Here is a 16762-nt window from a genome sequence, read left to right on the forward strand (position 1 = left end):
ACAATACTTTCTTAAAATTATTTTAAGGATAACAATTAAACGATTGATATTCACTAATTTTAAGGGAAATTACCATCATCATGAACTACCGAATTGAAAAAGATACTATGGGTGAAGTGCAGGTTCCGTCAGAAAAATACTGGGCTGCACAAACCGAACGCTCCCGAAATAACTTCAAAATAGGCGAACCGGCGTCCATGCCCAAAGAAATCATCGAAGCTTTCGCCTATTTAAAAAAAGGAGCGGCTTTCGCCAATTGCAATTTGGGTGTCCTGTCTGAAGAAAAACGCGACGCCATTGCTCAGGTTTGCGAAGAGATTCTGGAAGGAAAACTGGAGGACAATTTCCCGTTGGTAATCTGGCAAACCGGCTCGGGTACACAAAGCAATATGAATGTAAACGAAGTCATTGCGAATCGCGCACAGGTTTTGTCCGGAAGAAAAATCGGAGAAGACCCTTTTATCAAAGCCAATGACGATGTCAATAAATCGCAATCTTCCAACGATACTTTTCCAACTGCCATGCACATTGCGGCTTATAAAATCATAATCGAAACCACGATTCCGGGCATTGAACAGCTTCGTGATACCTTACAGTTGAAATCAGAGGCATTTAAAGAGGTAGTGAAAATTGGCCGAACCCATTTAATGGACGCCACTCCCCTAACCTTAGGACAAGAACTTTCGGGTTATGTTTCGCAATTGAACCACGGACTGAAAGCCCTAAAAAATACGTTAGATCATTTATCCGAACTGGCATTGGGCGGAACGGCCGTAGGAACAGGTTTAAACACTCCAAAAGGCTACGACATAAAAGTGGCCGAATACATAGCCGATTTTACAAAACTTCCCTTTAAAACCGCTGAAAACAAGTTTGAAGCGCTGGCCGCCCACGATGCGATGGTGGAAACACACGGCGCTTTAAAACAACTGGCTGTTTCTCTTAATAAAATCGCCAATGATATACGAATGATGGCATCCGGTCCGCGCAGTGGTATCGGTGAAATCCTGATTCCCGAAAACGAACCCGGTTCTTCCATCATGCCGGGAAAAGTGAACCCTACGCAATGTGAAGCCCTAACCATGGTTTGCGCTCAAGTGATGGGAAATGATGTTGCGATTACCGTTGGTGCCACTCAGGGTCATTATGAACTGAATGTCTTCAAACCAATGATAGCCGCTAATTTTTTACAATCGGCAAGATTAATAGGCGATGCATGCGTTTCTTTCAACGAGCATTGTGCGAAAGGCATTGAACCGAATTACAACAGAATTAAAGAATTGGTGGGTAATTCGCTTATGCTGGTTACGGCCCTGAATACAAAAATCGGGTATTACAAAGCGGCCGAAATCGCACAAACCGCGCACAAAAACGGCACCACTTTAAAAGAAGAAGCGGTTCGGTTGGGTTATGTTTCCGCGGAAGATTTCGATGCTTGGGTAAAACCGGAAGACATGGTTTAAAACCAATTCTTTTTCTTGAAATAGGCAAGCATTCCGACGACCAGAACAAACATGAAAGCCAACACTTCGAAATAACCGTAATGCCAGCGTAATTCCGGCATATAGTCGAAATTCATTCCGTAAACACCCACTATGAAAGTCAGAGGCATGAATATTACCGAAACAACCGTAAGGGTTTTCATGATTTCATTCATTCGCTGACTTTGCGCCGAAAAATGAAAATGAGAAGCACTGTCCAACGAATTCAAATCGTAATCAATCTGCTCTAACAATTCCAGACATTTCTGATGCAATCGGGCGAAAAAACTATAATTGGCCGCTTCAATCCCGTCGTATTCATCATCATCCTGAAACGTTTTCAGACTGTACAAAGCATCGCGTAACGGAACAATGGCCCGTTTTAAATAATTGAGATTCTCCCGGTTATTTTCAATGCGCACCAACACATCCTGGCGGTGATTGTTTTTGGCTTCCACCATCAGGGCTTCGATTCGGTCTTCGTAATTTTCGATGGTGATGTAGAAGTTTTCCATAATCGCATCCAGCATCAGGTACAACAGATAATCGTTTTTCTTTTTACAGACAATCCCTGCATTGGTTCTGATACGTTCCCGAATATGCGTAAAAAAATCACTCTTCTTCTCCTGGAAAGAAACCAACAAATTTTCTTTAAGAATGAAACTGAGTTGCTCCACCCGCATGTTATCCAAATCTTCATCCGGTAAAATCGATTTAATACTGAAAAAGAGCGTGTCATCCAATTCTTCCATTTTGGAACGTCGGTTGGTGTTTAAAATATCACCAACAATATATGGTTCCACCTTAAGCAGTTCGCCAATATTTTTTATAATCTCAACATCATGTAACCCGTGAACGTTCAACCACTTAACATCGTTTACATGAAACGAATTTTCAAGTGTTTGCTGAACCTTATCTATGGGTATGTTTTTAAATTCCTTATAATGACTGTCGTTGTAAACAAATAACTGCATATCGACAGCATCCGATTTATGAATACCGGTGTATTCATAAAAATTAGGGTGGGTTTTACGTCCTTTTTTATACTTTATTTTTCGCACTTTTCTGTCAATTTAAGTAGTCTAAAACTGTTTAAAATTAAGCTATTAATCGACATAAAAAAAACTGCCAATGATATTTTGACAGTTTTTCGTACTTAATTAATATAAAATCAGTTTATTTTTTTTGTGACACGGATAGCAATTCGACGGTTTGAAGCCCTTCCCTGTTCGGTTTCATTTGATGCGATGGCGTGTTGCTCTCCGTAGCCTTCTGCGGTGATTCTTTCGGACTTAACGCCTAATTTAACCAATTCTGCCATTACCGATTTTGCTCTTTCATCGGATAATTTCAAATTGGCTGCAGGATCGCCCACATTATCGGTATAACCGCCCAATTTAATTTCCATCGTAGGATAAGCATCCATAATTGTAGAAATGTTTTCAAGCTGATCCTTGGATTCCGGACGCAAGGTGGATTTTCCGGTTTCAAACAATAATCGGTCAAAATTAAACCATGTTGTTTTATCAACCAGTTTATTTTTGTCATTCATCCATTCCACCAATCGGTATTCGATACCAAACTCGGGTGCATTTAATTCCACTCCGTTAGGCAATTTAAACTTGAGAAAATCCCCTAAAGCCTTGTCAATTTCGATGGTTGCGTCTTCAAATTCAGCTCCTAAAGAGTCCATGCCTACATCTAAAGAATCTGCTATATATTCTGAATCAGGATCCGTTTTCACTTCTTTATTAGATTGTTGGGTAAAAAAATACAGCGCTAATAAAGCCACTCCAACTAACAATAACGGCAAGAGCCATTTTGGCAAACCTCCACCGGCATTACCACCTGATACTGGATTAACCGGACTTTTTGCTTCGTGTTTATAACCATCTGCAAAACCCAAAACACCACTTAAACCCCGGGGCGTTTCAGAAAGAATATTGTTTTTTTCAGACAACAGCAAATCGGTTAAACCGGACGAAGAAAGTCCTGATTTACTGAAATGCCCCAAAATCATTGGTCCTAACATTCCCAATAAGGCACCGGCCGAAGAATTTCTGATACCTCCAATGCCCGAAATGAAATCGGTTACGGAAGAAGATTTATCACCAAACAACAAATCCAGCAATTTAGATCCTATCCCTTCACCTGAACCTTTTAATAATGATGGTAAATCAGACAAATTGCTTCCTGAAATTTCGTTTTCTGTCATTAAGCTCATAACACTTCCCATAGCATTCGAATCATTTGATTTGTTAACTAATCCTGTAAGTAATGTTGGAATAGTCGCTGAAACTGCTTTGGAAATACCATTTTCGGATTCACCAAGTAATGAACTGGCTTTTGATATTACATCGGGAGTAATATATCCTTTCAAGAGATCTACTAAGTTTGAAGACATACGTATTTTATTTATAATCACCTCTAAATTAGACTATTACAACAACAAGAATTGCTCTTAAAACATCATTATCTGTAAAACACCAAAAAAAACCGACAAAGCACACTCTATTTTTAATAACAGATCAACCCGCATTTTCTTTAATACCACAGCATTTATCTCTATTTTTACACAAACAAAATGTACATGAGACTATTAATTAAAAATATTAAAGAACTTTTACAGGTTCGCGAAAACAATATCGATAGCGTTTGCGGTGCTGAAATGGCCGTTTTACCAAAGATTGACAACGCTTTTTTAGTTATTGAAAACAACCTTATTGCCGATTTCGGGACAATGAGCGACTGTCCGGATGATAAATTCGACAATATTATTGATGCCAGCGGAAAAACCGTGCTTCCAACATGGGTTGACAGCCACACACATATTGTTTATGCGGGTAACCGCGAACAGGAGTTTGTGGACAGGATTAACGGTTTGAGCTATGAAGAAATAGCGAATCGTGGTGGCGGGATATTAAATTCGGCAAAAAAACTGAATGCCACATCCGAAGAAGAAATTTACAACCAGTCGAAAGTGCGTTTGGAAGAAGTGATGCAACAGGGAACCGGAGCTGTGGAAATCAAATCGGGTTACGGATTAACGGTGGAAGGCGAACTGAAAATGCTTCGTGTCATCAAAAAATTAGCTGAAAATTATCCGATTAAAATAAAAGCCACATTTTTGGGAGCACATGCCTTCCCAACCGAATACAAAGAAAACCATGAGGCTTACATCGATTTGATTATCAACGAAATGCTGCCTAAAATTGCGGATGAAAAATTAGCCGATTATATTGATGCTTTTCTGGAAACCGGTTATTTCTCCGTGGAAGAAACCGAACGTATTATGGAAGCCGGTAAGCAATTCGGCCTGACCGCAAAAATTCACGTAAACCAATTTACTGCCATCAACGGAATTGCAGCTTGTGTGAAACATGACGCGCTTTCTGTGGACCATCTGGAAATTGTAACCGATGCGGATATTGAAGTCTTAAAAGGCAGTAAAACGATGCCGGTGGCGTTACCCAGCTGTTCTTACTTTATCAGCATTCCGTATACTCCGGCACGACAAATGATTTCGGCGGGATTGCCTTTAGCATTGGCCTCCGATTTCAACCCGGGAACCACACCTTCGGGAAATATGAATTTTGTGGTGGCCACCGCGTGCATTAAAATGAAAATGACTCCCGAAGAAGCCATCAACGCAGCAACCATAAACGGCGCCTATGCAATGGGAATTGCAGCTACTCACGGAAGTATTACCAAAGGAAAATCGGCCAATCTTATTATCACCAAACCCCTTACCTCCTATTACCAACTTCCGTATGCTTTTGGAAGTAATTTAATCGATCAGGTAATTATTGAAGGTCAGTTGATTTAATTCCAAAAAAGTTCTGATTAAAATAACCTTACCGCAGATTCGCGGATTTACCATAATTATTAATCTGCGAATCTGCGGTAAAACATTACAGAAAATCATTAAATAAAAAAGGCCGTCATATAGACAGCCTTTTTATATTTACTAATAAAGTAATTTATTATCTCAAAGTGAAAGAAGTTTTAGAAACCAATTCTCCTTTGTCGAAGATGTTTACAAAGTAAGTACCGCCTTCAATATCCTTAACAGGTAAATCCTGAGCTACCTGCACGGTTTTGTTCTCATACTTAACAGTTTTCTCAAAACTATAGGTTAATGTTTTATCTCCGAAAGACTCGGTTTTCTTGTCGCCTAATACATTGTTTTTACTGTCGATAACCTGAACGTGGTAAGTTTTGTCACCTGATTTTGCAATTTGGTTTTCAGCAATCATAAAACTGATTTTCAACACATCGGCTCTGCTTGCTTTATCCGTATCGATTTGTTTTCCTGAACTTCTTTGTTTAACAGCCATTGTCTGCAAATTCAAAACCGACAACTTAGATCCTTTTTCAACAGTTTTAGCCAAGTTATCATTCTTAGCAATTAAAGTATCATTCACTTTTCTTGCATCGTTTAATACAACTTGTGTACTGTCACGTTGTGTTGTTAATGTTACATTCTGTTTTTTCAACACATCGTTTTCTTTCATCAGGTTGTCCATTTCACGTTTCAAACGCAAATAATCGTTTTTGAACTTCGCCATGGCAGCTACGTCACCCTGTGATTTTTCCAATTCGGCTTTTAACTGAACCAATTTCTCTCTTTCTGCAGACAATTCATCTGAAAGAGTGGTGTTTGAAGCAATTGCTTCGTCGTATTTTGCAATTGAAGCCTGTAACTCTTCGCTTAATTTTTCTTTGTCTGTCATTAATTTATTTTCAGATGTCTGATTATCAGTACTCATTTTGTACATATACCCCAAACTTCCCAACAACAACAGTGCTAAGACAATAATGATTGCTTTTAGACTAGAATTACTTTTTTGATTTTCCATAGATAGATAGTTTTTTCCAAATTTAATTTTTTTTTCATTTAAACCCAATAACTAAACGAAAGTTTTACAGAAAATAGTATTTTTGGCTACAACTTTTTTTGTTTTATGGACAAGCTCATTCGTTTTACATTAAGCGATTTAACCAAAATCACCAATCACAGAAGTACCGAAATCAAGTTTGGAGAACGCATTCAGACTGTGCCGAAGGAAATGGACACATTAGAATTTCTCGAGGCCAGTGATGCCGAATTTGTACTTATCGGAATTCCGGAAGATATTGGTATTCGTGCCAATTTAGGCAGGCCAGGCGCAGCTTCTGCATGGGAAAGCACCCTGAAAAGCATCGTGAACATTCAGAACAATCGTTTTTGCAAAGGCAGCCGACTGATGATTTTAGGCACCCTGGACGTAAAATCGGAAATGGAAGAGATTGAGGAACTTAGTGTTAACGACAAAGATCACAAAAAGAAATTCTTCAAACTTGTCGATAAGATTGATAAAGAAGTGTCGCATATCGTCTGTAAAATCGTAAAAGCCGGAAAAATCCCGATTGTAATTGGTGGAGGTCACAATAATGCCTATGGAAACATCAAAGGACTTGCTTTAGCCAAAGGAAAACCCGTAAATGCCATAAATTTTGATGCGCATACCGATTTCCGTGCATTGGAAGGGCGTCACAGCGGTAATGGATTCTCTTATGCCTACGAAGAAGGTTTTCTGAAAAAGTATTTTGTTTTCGGACTGCACGAAAGTTATACTTCCAAAAGCATCCTGGAAACCATCAAAAAGGCCGAAGACAAAGTAAAATACAATACCTATGAGCAAATTGCCGTTCGCAAAGAGAAAAACTTTGAAGCGGAAATGGAATTGGCTCAAAAACATATCAGTTCGGACCCGTTCGGAATTGAAATCGATCTGGATGCCGTTCCCAACATTCCAAGCAGCGCAATGACGTTAAGCGGTTTTTCTGTAGAACAGCTGCGTCAGTTTTTGCATTACTTCGGGCAACAGTCAAATGCTTCGTATTTGCACATCTGCGAAGGGGCACCGGATTTGGCCTTTGAAAAAAACAACCATCTGATCGGAAAATTAATTGCCTATTTAATCACCGATTTCATGAAAGCAAAATCTAATAAATAGCATTCTCAAAATTTTAGAGTACTTTTGCAAACGATAGTCACTAAATACTATCGTTTTTTTATGCTATTTAACGAATTAGAGTTACTCAAAAACATACAACACGCGATATCCGATGAAGGATACACCAACCCCACTCCCATTCAGGAAAAATCCATTCCGATTATTCTTGAAGGAACGGATCTAGTGGGTTGCGCACAAACCGGAACCGGGAAAACAGCAGCATTTGCGATTCCAATTCTTAATCTTTTACACCGTATTGTTGGATCGTCCACCAAAACAAAACATATCCGAACCCTTGTGGTTACCCCTACCCGTGAATTAGCGATTCAGGTGGCAGAAAGCTTTAACACCTACGGAAAATACACCAATATCAGAACTTTAGTGATCTTTGGTGGTGTTAATCAGGTATCACAAGTTGATCAATTGAAAAAAGGAGTTGACGTATTGGTCGCCACTCCCGGACGTTTATTGGACTTGAACAAACAGGGATTCATCGATTTGAACCACCTGCACCATTTGGTTTTGGACGAAGCCGATTTGATGTTGGACATGGGTTTCATCAATGATGTGAAGAAAATCATCAAACTGACTCCGGATAACAGACAAACCTTATTATTTTCGGCTACCATGCCGATTGCCATTCGCGAATTGGCCGACAGTTTCTTAACAAAACCCGAATATGTATCGGTTACTCCTATTTCAAGTACGGCCGAAAAAGTGAATCAGAAGGTATACTTCGTTGATAAAGAAAACAAAAGAAACCTTTTGTATCAAATCATTCAAGGCGAAAAACTGGAAAGTGTTTTGGTTTTTGTACGTACCAAACACGGTGCCGATAATGTGGTGAAAGCCCTGAAAAAGCAAAACATCAATGCCGAAGCCATTCACGGGGATAAATCGCAAAGCGCAAGACAGCGTGTGTTGGAAAGTTTCAAACGCAACGAAACCACTGTTTTGGTTGCTACCGACATTGCTGCCCGTGGTATCGATATTGAAATGTTACCTTATGTAATCAATTTCGATTTACCGAACATTCCGGAAACCTATGTACACCGCATTGGCCGAACAGGACGTGCCGGAAATTCAGGTATGGCCATTTCCTTTTGTGCGAAAGACGAGAAAACCTATTGGCAGGATATTGAAAAACTAACCCGCCAGAAAGTAAAAGTCGTTACCGATCACCCTTTTCAGTGGAGTGATGAGAATCCCGACGCAAAACCTGATTTGAGAAACAAGAAGAAACCTCTGGATCCAAACAAAAAACCGGAGTCAAATTCCAGAAAATCGGAAGCTTCCAAGAAAAATAAAAAGCGCTGGTATTAATCACACCACATGAAATTATAAATCGGCAATGGTTACTTTTTGTAATCATTGCTTTTTTTTTAACACCGATACTAAATGTTTTTTTTTAAACATAACATATTGATTAACAATATATTAATACAAATTAACACTGATTGATTTTGTTTTTTTAGTACTTTTATAATGTCAATATTTAATAACTTTTTAAATACAAACATTATGGATTTATTAGCAAACAGTGGTTCAAAATCAACCACACATTCGTTATTGGACGAGTTTTTCCCAAAAGACATGATGGAGTGGAGTTTCAAAAATTTCACAGACATTGGCAGTACCATGCCCTCTGTAAATTTATCGGAAACCGAACGTGAGTATCAAATTGATTTGGCTGCTCCCGGAATGAAAAAAGAGGATTTTAAGGTTGAAATTGAAGACAAAACCATTTCTATTGCTTCGGAAAAAGAAGAAAGATCGGAGGAGATGAACAAAAAAGAGAATTATACCCGAAAAGAGTTCTCTTACAGATCATTCTGTCGCTCGTTCCATCTTCCGGATGCAGCAGAAACCGAACGAATTGAAGCAATTTATAAAGATGGTATTCTTCACATCACTATTCCTAAAAATTCGAGTCGTTTATCTAATTCCAAAAAGAATATTCCTATCAACTAATTTTTCAATACTGTTAGTCTAATGATTTAATCGTGAAATCTGTTGTTACTATCAATGGGTTTCACGATTGATTCATTTCAGGAACACCAAATCTTTTAGTTTTTTAAATTCACTTTTGCTTTCAACTCTTCCTCGTTCTTGTTCGAAATTTGAATAATCATTTTGTACAGGTGATTCGGTTCGAACGGTTTTACTATGACTTCATTCATTTTAGAAGCGCGGACCTGTTCTATGATTTCCTGTTTGTCGAAAGCGGTTACGGCAATAATCGGTGTGGTGATTCCGCTTTTACGTATGAGTTTTGAGGTGTCAAACCCGTTAATTTTAGGCATATTGATGTCCATCAGAATAACATCAAAATCCTCATTTTCCAATGTTTTCAGTGCTTCATAGCCATCGTCTACAATAACACTTTCAAAATGGCGGATATCCAATATTTTCTTAGTGACTATCTGATTGATTTTATTGTCTTCCACCACTAAAATCTTATAGGTACGTTCTTCGGAAAAATCCACCTCCAGGTTTTTGAGTAAATCGTTCCGTTTGACTTCATCAGTATCAAAACCAATGGTAAAGAACATTTTAGTTCCCACATTTTCTTCACTTTCACAGTGAATCTCACTGCCGTAAAGGGTTACCAACTGTTTTACAATCGACAATCCTAATCCGGTTCCCTGATAATCGTCTTCTTTACGCTCAATCTGAACAAATTTTTCAAATATTTTCTGCTGATGTTCTTTTGCGATACCGATACCGTCATCCATGACCGTAAACGTCACAAAACAGAAAGAAGCTTCGTTCCGTTCTAATCGGGCAATTATTTTCACGTTACCGTCTTTGGTGAATTTCAGTGAATTACTCACCAGATTCATGAATATCTGCGACAAACGCACTTTATCCCCAATAATAAACTCAGGGATAGCTTCATCTACCTCCAAACGCAGTTTATTGTTGTTCTTAACCGCCAGAAACTGCAAACTTTCCACTATGGAGGTCAGTTCATCGGAAAGATTGAAAATAGAGCTTTCCAACACAATCTTCTTTTCTTCAATTTTGTATACCTGAAGAATATCATTTACCAAGGAAAGCAAATACTTAGCCGAAAACTTCAATGATTTAAGGTACGTACTGTTTTGCAATTCCTTGTGTTCGTCGGCAATCATATCGGTAATTCCCACAACGCCATACAAAGGAGTTCGGAGTTCATGGGTAATGGTGGAAATGAATTGTGATTTCAGCAAAGAGGCTTCTTCGGCCTGTTCTTTGGCTATTAAAAGCTCTTCGTTGGCAACCTTTAATTTCTTATTGGATTTCTTTCTGAGTTGGTTACTTCGGTAAAGGGCATACACCAGTAACAATAGGATGATAAAGATGAAAATAAACATGATAACCAGCAGTTTGGTTTGTTTCAACAGGTCAGACTGTACCAACTTTTCATTCTCTATTTTATCAATCTCTCTTTTATATTCATCCAATTCTATGTTCGAACCGGCAGTATTAACTTCGTTTGTTCGTTCGGAAGTATATATCTTATCTTTCAACTCGTTGTATTTCTCGAGATAGAGATAGGCGTTTTTATAATCTTTGACTTTGAAATAATACCTGGAAAAATCATCATATACTTCGCTGGCATGACTTTCGAGAAAATTAACGTCGTTAGTGTTACATAGTTTTATGGCTTCCTTGAATGAAGCTTCGGCTTTCTGGAAATCATTCTTAAAAGTATAATACGACCCGTAGAGTGAATTTAAAGAGAGTTTGGCTTCCAACAAGTCCAGTTTTTTCACCAGAGGGGCTGCCACTTCAAGATAAGGTAACCCTAATGCATATTGCTCTTTGCTGAAATGAGCCGCAGCAATGTTAAGATTGGAATAGGTAATTTCTAATGTGTCCTTAATATTTTGGGAATAGACTAACGCCTTCTTGTAATGATTGATTCCTTTTTCAAAATTGACTTTTCTGTAACAGTATAAATTACCCAGATTATTGTGCAGCCATCCTTTTAAAGTATCGTTCGTGGTAAGGTTGGCAAATTTTATCCCTTTTGTGTAATATCCTTCAGCTTTGTTGAAGTCGGAGAATTCTTCAAAATTGAGTCCGATTAAATTGTAGGATCTGGCAATTAACCTATTGTCTTCAATCTGATAGGCTTTATTAAGGGCATTTTTTGCATAAACCAATGATTTGCTACATTCTAATTTATGCAGACTTTCCCCGGATTTCGACAATAAATCCAAAACACTTGTACGGTCTACCTTTTCAGATTGCGCGTGCACCCCCTGAAAAATCAGCAGAATAAGTGATACAAAGAAGTTCAGTCGGATAAAGTTCATTCTATTTTTAAAAAGGACAATTTAATAAACACATTGCAAACAACCATCAAAAAAAATGTAAAATAAAAGATTTTTTGTTATAAATTTTAACATTTGTTTATGATTCTTTTTTAACTATCCGAATTGAACATCTCAGAGGCCCAAAACCCCATTAGGCAAAAGTTACAACATGCATGAAAACGGCTTCGTAACAACAAAAAGTGCACCATAATCCTTTCAAACACGTTTATCCGAAAGGGAATCATAACCTAAACTTATATTGCGGAGTTTGGAAAAGGCAATAAAAAAAGCGGCCAAAAAGCCGCTTTCTTTTAATTAATTTCTAATCAATTTCTTGTACTTAATTCGCGTTGGCGCTACATCACCCAAACGTTTCTTACGGTTTTCCTCGTAATCTGAGAAACCACCTTCGAAGAAGTATACCTGAGAATCGCCTTCGAAAGCCAAGATGTGTGTACAGATTCTGTCCAGGAACCAACGGTCGTGGGAAATAACCACCGCACAACCTGCAAAGTTTTCCAAACCTTCTTCTAAAGCACGAAGCGTGTTGATATCCAAGTCGTTCGTTGGCTCATCCAGTAACAATACGTTTCCTTCTTCTTTCAGTGTCATAGCCAGGTGCAAACGGTTACGTTCTCCTCCGGAAAGGGTGGCCACCTTTTTGTTCTGGTCACTTCCACCAAAGTTGAAACGGGACAAATAGGCTCTTGAATTCACCTGACGTCCCCCCATCATAATTAACTCCTGACCGTCGCAGAAGTTCTCCCAGATGGATTTGTTCGGGTCGATATTGGAGTGTGACTGATCTACATAGGCAATCTTCACGGTATCTCCAGTGATGAATTCACCGCTGTCGGGCTGCAACTCATTCATAATCATTTTGAAAATCGTGGTTTTACCGGCTCCGTTTGGCCCAATAATTCCAACAATTCCTGCTTGTGGCAAAGTGAAATTCAAATCGTCATATAACAATTTGTCGCCATATGCTTTCGCTACATGCTTCGCTTCGATAACATTAGTTCCCAAACGCGGTCCGTTAGGGATGTACAATTCTAATTTTTCGTCAAGTTCTTTCTGATCTTCATTCAATAACTTGTCGTAGTTCTGTAAACGTGCTTTTTGTTTGGTCTGACGGCCTTTTGCTCCCTGACGTACCCAATCCAACTCACGCTCTAAGGTTTTACGACGTTTGGAAGCCACTTTTTCTTCTAACTCCATACGTTTTGACTTCTGATCCAACCAAGACGAGTAGTTTCCTTTCCAGGGAATACCTTCACCTCTATCCAATTCTAAAATCCATCCTGCCACATTGTCAAGGAAATAACGGTCGTGAGTAACCGCAATTACTGTTCCTGCGTATTGTGACAAATGCTGCTCTAACCATAAAACCGATTCGGCATCCAAGTGGTTGGTAGGCTCATCCAATAACAATACGTCCGGTTGTTGCAATAACAAACGACATAAGGCTACTCGGCGTTTTTCTCCACCCGACAACACACTGATTGGCGTATCGGAATCCGGACAACGAAGCGCATCCATGGCAATTTCCAATTTATTATCGATCTCCCAGGCACCAGCCGCATCGATACGATCCTGTAATTCTGCCTGACGGTCCATCAATTTCTGCATCTTATCGGCATCCTCATACACTTCCGGAAGACCAAACATGTCATTGATCTTGTTGAATTCGTCCAGAATCGCCATCGTTTCGGCAACTCCCTCACGAACCACTTCAATCACTGTTTTATTTTCGTCTAATAACGGCTCCTGCTCTAAATAACCAACGGTATAATTTGGAGCAAACACCACATCTCCCTGATAGTTCTTATCAACGCCTGCGATAATTTTCAATAATGACGATTTACCGGAACCGTTCAAACCAAGGATACCGATTTTGGCTCCGTAGAAGAAACTCAGATAAATGTCTTTTAAAACCTGTTTGTTCGTACTTGAGTAGGTCTTACTCACCTTCGACATCGAAAATATTACTTTCTTATCGTCTGACATAACTATGTATTTGATTATATGATTATTCTAAAAATGGTTACAAATATACGTAAAGGCGATTTAATTATTCCAATGGATTTGTTCAAATGATTTGTTTTGAACCTTTAGCAGTCATTCTCACATTATCCCTTCAAATGAAATGGTCGTATTTACGTTTTACATCAGTTAAATACTTAAATTTGAGAGTGTTAACAAAAAAAACAGTTCTTTAAATTGTCTGATATGAAATTATTTATCAAGTACATGGTGAGCAATCGCTGTAAAATGGCCGTTAAATCGGTGTTGAAGCAATTAGGACTGCGTTATACAACTGTGGATTTAGGTGAAGCGGAAATTGAAGAAGACATTAGTAACGAATTACAAGATCTTTTAAAACGACGATTGGACGAAAGTGGCCTGGAACTGATGGACGACAAGCGGGCTATTGTTATTGAAAAAATCAAGAACGTTATTGTAGAAATGATTCATCATGCCGAGGAACTCCCTAAAATAAAGAATTCCGAATACCTGAGTGAAAAACTGGAATTTGATTATACGTATCTCGCCAATCTTTTTTCTGAAGCAACGGGAACTACAATTGAACACTACATAATTCTTCATAAGATTGAGCGGGTTAAAGAACTGCTTTTGTATGATGAACTTTCTCTTTCCGAAATAGCTAACAGTATGAATTACAGCAGTGCCGCGCATCTTTCCAACCAATTTAAGAAAATTACCGGCCTTACCCCTACGTTTTTCAAACAGCTGAAACACAAAAAACGAATTGCTCTTGAAGACATTCACTAATGGGAAACGGTTTTTTCCTTCACATGAAATGTTAATCTGTGAATGATGCAAATTACTCCTAAAGTTTTGTAATACAATATGTTACATTATGTCGCATCTTTGCCCTGTACCACTTCTGGTACATTAAATTAAACACAATGGAAAATTCAAAAAACACAATGTCAACAGTTAAACAGCCCAATTGGAATGAACAAAAAGGGAAACTGAAAGCCAAATTTTCGACATTAACCGATGCTGATTTACAGTATGAAGAAGGAAAAAAAGACGAAATGCTACGAAAAGTGCAAACCAAATTGGGTAAAACCAAAGAAGAATTGACAGCAATCATAGCAGCGCTTTAATTTTTAAAATATCAAAACCGTTACGTGTAACAACCTGACGGTTTTTTTATCTTGTCCTTCCACAAAAAAATAGGGAAAACTGCATATATCTTCTTGCTATTTTTACTGTATTTATTTGGTATTGAGTCTCTTCTGTATTTCTACGACATCACTGACACATGTGGTTATGGTTACTACAATAACCGCTGTCTCATTTCTTATTTTGGAAAATAACAGCAAAATGATGTCTGACGGCATACAAAACAATCTTGGTTTGATACTTCAAACTGCTAAAATACTGTACAATGATGAAAATACATACAACCACAGCTCCGTTCAGCGAAAATTGGTGCGAACAAAAGGAAAGACTTTTAGATCGATTCGCTATTTTAAACGAAACCGATTTACTTTACATAGATGGAAAAAAAGACGAAATGCTTGATAAAGTCAGAAAAATATTAGGAACAACTCAAGAAGAACTACGCAACATTCTTAAAAAATAGCACACTTTACACCGAAAAAAAGCCGCAAAATTGAACTTTCTGCGGCTTTTCTATGTTTTTTTTTTTAGATGTGCGACTCTTTTACGAATAAAGTATTAAACAGAAAAGATTGAAAATCTATAAATCCAAATATTACCCAATCATGAAAATATAAGAAAAACCACAAACCTATCCCGAAAACTATTTATTTTATTTTATTTTATATTTGACCCTATCAAAGTATCGAAATATATATTTAAAATATATTCAAAAAACGAAATGCATTTTTTTAAATATATTTTCATAACCATTTGATTTAAAACAAATTAACCAACTCTTTATTTACTCAACAACTGCGTATATATATGAGTTGTAGGCAATTTTACCAAAACTGACTGAAAACCAAAGCTATAGAATTAAAAAATTAATATGTCAAAACCATCAGAAAGATTTAAAAAAAGAAAAAACGCAAAAGAACTTTTACAGAAAATTTCTGATAATTCCTTAGAATATTTAATTATTCACTACTCGTGTGAAAGCTTTTATGATTTACCTGAAGGTAATACTCCAAGAATTACTTCAATTGGAGTTAGATATGTAAAAAATGCTCAAACACATTCTTTTTCAATTCATAAAATAGCAGAACTGAGGCAAATTGCTCCTAATGAAATAAATCAGAATTATAATATTTTAGAAAAAGCAATGCTTGATGAATATTTTCAGTTTGTTTCAAAGCATCCAAATCATAAATGGATACATATAAATATGCGTAATATCAATTATGGATTTGAAGCAATAAATCATCGATATAGAGTTCTTGGAGGAACTCCAATAGATATAAATGATGATTCAAAAATTGATTTAGCAAGGCTTTTTATAGATTTGTATGGTAAAGAATATGCTCCTCATCCAAGATTTGAATCACTATATATTTTAAATAATATTACAATGTCAGATTTTTTGAATGGTGAAGAAGAAGCACAGGCATTTGTAGAAGGAAATTATGTTGGATTACATCAATCCACTTTAAGAAAAATTGACAATATGCACAATGTTCTCTCTCTTGCAAATGAAAATGATTTAAAGAATAAAAGTAATTTATTTCAAATCTATGGAATTAGTATAGCTGGACTTTATTATATGTCAAAAGACAATTGGATTGTAGCTATTATTTTTTGGTTAATAAACACATCAATTGCAGCGCTTATTGGAATTGGTATTACATCATTTTTTAGTAAATAACAAAAACTGCCTACAACAGCGGTTTTGCGAAATTTGGGCTTTAGGGTTTAATGGAACGAACTTTTTGTATATTTGGCTTAAGTCCGAATGGAATGGTTTGGGAATATATAAACCCAAACTTCGCAAAGCCGGCGGGACGTT

The 16762-nt window shown here is 37.5% G+C and carries 14 protein-coding genes; 9 read left to right on the plus strand and 5 right to left on the minus strand.

The annotated features are described in order from the left end of the window. The first annotated feature begins 80 nt into the window (after positions 1 to 80). The gene (gene fumC / locus BLQ05_RS06220; protein ID WP_023576851.1) at positions 81 to 1463 is read left to right on the plus strand and encodes a class II fumarate hydratase; all 1383 of its coding nucleotides are present in this window, start codon (positions 81 to 83) and stop codon (positions 1461 to 1463) included. Here the strand turns inward: fumC and corA are convergent. Together corA and BLQ05_RS06230 are read right to left on the minus strand one after the other, a co-directional pair. After that, positions 1460 to 2542: a magnesium/cobalt transporter CorA gene (gene corA / locus BLQ05_RS06225; protein ID WP_023576852.1), complete on the minus strand. Its 1083-nt coding sequence runs from the start codon at positions 2540 to 2542 to the stop codon at positions 1460 to 1462. The two genes, fumC and corA, sit on opposite strands and share 4 nt — an antisense overlap. 110 nt (positions 2543 to 2652) lie before the next feature. Then, on the minus strand, positions 2653 to 3885 hold the full coding sequence (locus BLQ05_RS06230; protein WP_035654610.1) for an OmpA family protein: 1233 nt from the start codon (positions 3883 to 3885) through the stop codon (positions 2653 to 2655). 186 nt (positions 3886 to 4071) lie between these two features. Between BLQ05_RS06230 and hutI the strand changes: the two genes are divergently transcribed. Then, on the plus strand, positions 4072 to 5307 hold the full coding sequence (gene hutI / locus BLQ05_RS06235) for an imidazolonepropionase (RefSeq protein WP_023576855.1): 1236 nt from the start codon (positions 4072 to 4074) through the stop codon (positions 5305 to 5307). A gap of 157 nt (positions 5308 to 5464) precedes the next feature. Here hutI and BLQ05_RS06240 read toward each other — a convergent pair whose 3' ends face one another. Further along, on the minus strand, positions 5465 to 6340 hold the full coding sequence (locus BLQ05_RS06240; protein ID WP_023576856.1) for a hypothetical protein: 876 nt from the start codon (positions 6338 to 6340) through the stop codon (positions 5465 to 5467). A gap of 105 nt (positions 6341 to 6445) precedes the next feature. On the opposite strand from BLQ05_RS06240, the gene BLQ05_RS06245 reads away from it, so the two are divergent. The 3 genes from BLQ05_RS06245 to BLQ05_RS06255 all read left to right on the plus strand — a co-directional run bounded on the left by BLQ05_RS06245 (position 6446) and on the right by BLQ05_RS06255 (position 9451). Further along, positions 6446 to 7480: a formimidoylglutamase gene (locus BLQ05_RS06245; protein ID WP_023576857.1), complete on the plus strand. Its 1035-nt coding sequence runs from the start codon at positions 6446 to 6448 to the stop codon at positions 7478 to 7480. Positions 7481 to 7540: 60 nt separating this feature from the next. After that, positions 7541 to 8803 carry a DEAD/DEAH box helicase gene (locus BLQ05_RS06250; RefSeq protein ID WP_023576858.1) on the plus strand — a complete coding sequence of 421 codons (1263 nt, stop codon included), beginning with the start codon at positions 7541 to 7543 and terminating at the stop codon, positions 8801 to 8803. Between the two features lie 198 nt (positions 8804 to 9001). After that, a complete protein-coding gene (locus BLQ05_RS06255) occupies positions 9002 to 9451 on the plus strand; it encodes an Hsp20/alpha crystallin family protein (RefSeq protein ID WP_023576859.1) in 450 nt (149 codons plus the stop codon). A gap of 95 nt (positions 9452 to 9546) precedes the next feature. Here the strand turns inward: BLQ05_RS06255 and BLQ05_RS06260 are convergent, their stop codons facing one another. Then, entirely contained in the window at positions 9547 to 11784 is a 2238-nt protein-coding gene (locus BLQ05_RS06260; protein WP_023576860.1) for an ATP-binding response regulator, read from the minus strand. 315 nt (positions 11785 to 12099) lie between these two features. Beyond that, complete coding sequence (ettA, locus tag BLQ05_RS06265) at positions 12100 to 13791, minus strand: energy-dependent translational throttle protein EttA (RefSeq protein WP_023576861.1); 1692 nt, start codon at positions 13789 to 13791, stop codon at positions 12100 to 12102. Between the two features lie 222 nt (positions 13792 to 14013). On the opposite strand from ettA, the gene BLQ05_RS06270 reads away from it, so the two are divergent. The 4 genes from BLQ05_RS06270 (at position 14014) to BLQ05_RS06285 (ending at position 16621) form a co-directional block, all read left to right on the plus strand. Next, complete coding sequence (locus BLQ05_RS06270) at positions 14014 to 14577, plus strand: helix-turn-helix domain-containing protein (protein WP_023576862.1); 564 nt, start codon at positions 14014 to 14016, stop codon at positions 14575 to 14577. 158 nt (positions 14578 to 14735) lie between these two features. Continuing rightward, positions 14736 to 14918, plus strand: a complete 183-nt coding sequence (locus tag BLQ05_RS06275; protein WP_035654626.1) for a CsbD family protein — start codon at positions 14736 to 14738, stop codon at positions 14916 to 14918. A 284-nt stretch (positions 14919 to 15202) separates the two neighbouring features. Then, positions 15203 to 15400, plus strand: a complete 198-nt coding sequence (locus BLQ05_RS06280; RefSeq protein ID WP_023576864.1) for a hypothetical protein — start codon at positions 15203 to 15205, stop codon at positions 15398 to 15400. A gap of 408 nt (positions 15401 to 15808) precedes the next feature. After that, on the plus strand, positions 15809 to 16621 hold the full coding sequence (locus BLQ05_RS06285; RefSeq protein WP_023576865.1) for a hypothetical protein: 813 nt from the start codon (positions 15809 to 15811) through the stop codon (positions 16619 to 16621). The last annotated feature ends 141 nt before the right edge of the window (positions 16622 to 16762 follow it).

The sequence above is a fragment of the Flavobacterium saliperosum genome (assembly GCF_900100625.1).
GTDB lineage: Bacteria > Bacteroidota > Bacteroidia > Flavobacteriales > Flavobacteriaceae > Flavobacterium > Flavobacterium saliperosum.

Bases quoted from the DNA above. Each gene is read 5' to 3' on its own strand.
- BLQ05_RS06260 (WP_023576860.1), bottom strand. From the start codon at position 11,784: ATGAACTTTATCCGACTGAACTTCTTTGTATCACTTATTCTGCTGATT.
- BLQ05_RS06230 (WP_035654610.1), bottom strand. From the start codon at position 3,885: ATGTCTTCAAACTTAGTAGATCTCTTGAAAGGATATATTACTCCCGAT.
- fumC (WP_023576851.1), top strand. From the start codon at position 81: ATGAACTACCGAATTGAAAAAGATACTATGGGTGAAGTGCAGGTTCCG.
- BLQ05_RS06255 (WP_023576859.1), top strand. From the start codon at position 9,002: ATGGATTTATTAGCAAACAGTGGTTCAAAATCAACCACACATTCGTTA.
- BLQ05_RS06270 (WP_023576862.1), top strand. From the start codon at position 14,014: ATGAAATTATTTATCAAGTACATGGTGAGCAATCGCTGTAAAATGGCC.
- ettA (WP_023576861.1), bottom strand. From the start codon at position 13,791: ATGTCAGACGATAAGAAAGTAATATTTTCGATGTCGAAGGTGAGTAAG.
- hutI (WP_023576855.1), top strand. From the start codon at position 4,072: ATGAGACTATTAATTAAAAATATTAAAGAACTTTTACAGGTTCGCGAA.
- BLQ05_RS06240 (WP_023576856.1), bottom strand. From the start codon at position 6,340: ATGGAAAATCAAAAAAGTAATTCTAGTCTAAAAGCAATCATTATTGTC.
- BLQ05_RS06275 (WP_035654626.1), top strand. From the start codon at position 14,736: ATGTCAACAGTTAAACAGCCCAATTGGAATGAACAAAAAGGGAAACTG.
- BLQ05_RS06280 (WP_023576864.1), top strand. From the start codon at position 15,203: ATGATGAAAATACATACAACCACAGCTCCGTTCAGCGAAAATTGGTGC.
- BLQ05_RS06285 (WP_023576865.1), top strand. From the start codon at position 15,809: ATGTCAAAACCATCAGAAAGATTTAAAAAAAGAAAAAACGCAAAAGAA.
- BLQ05_RS06250 (WP_023576858.1), top strand. From the start codon at position 7,541: ATGCTATTTAACGAATTAGAGTTACTCAAAAACATACAACACGCGATA.
- BLQ05_RS06245 (WP_023576857.1), top strand. From the start codon at position 6,446: ATGGACAAGCTCATTCGTTTTACATTAAGCGATTTAACCAAAATCACC.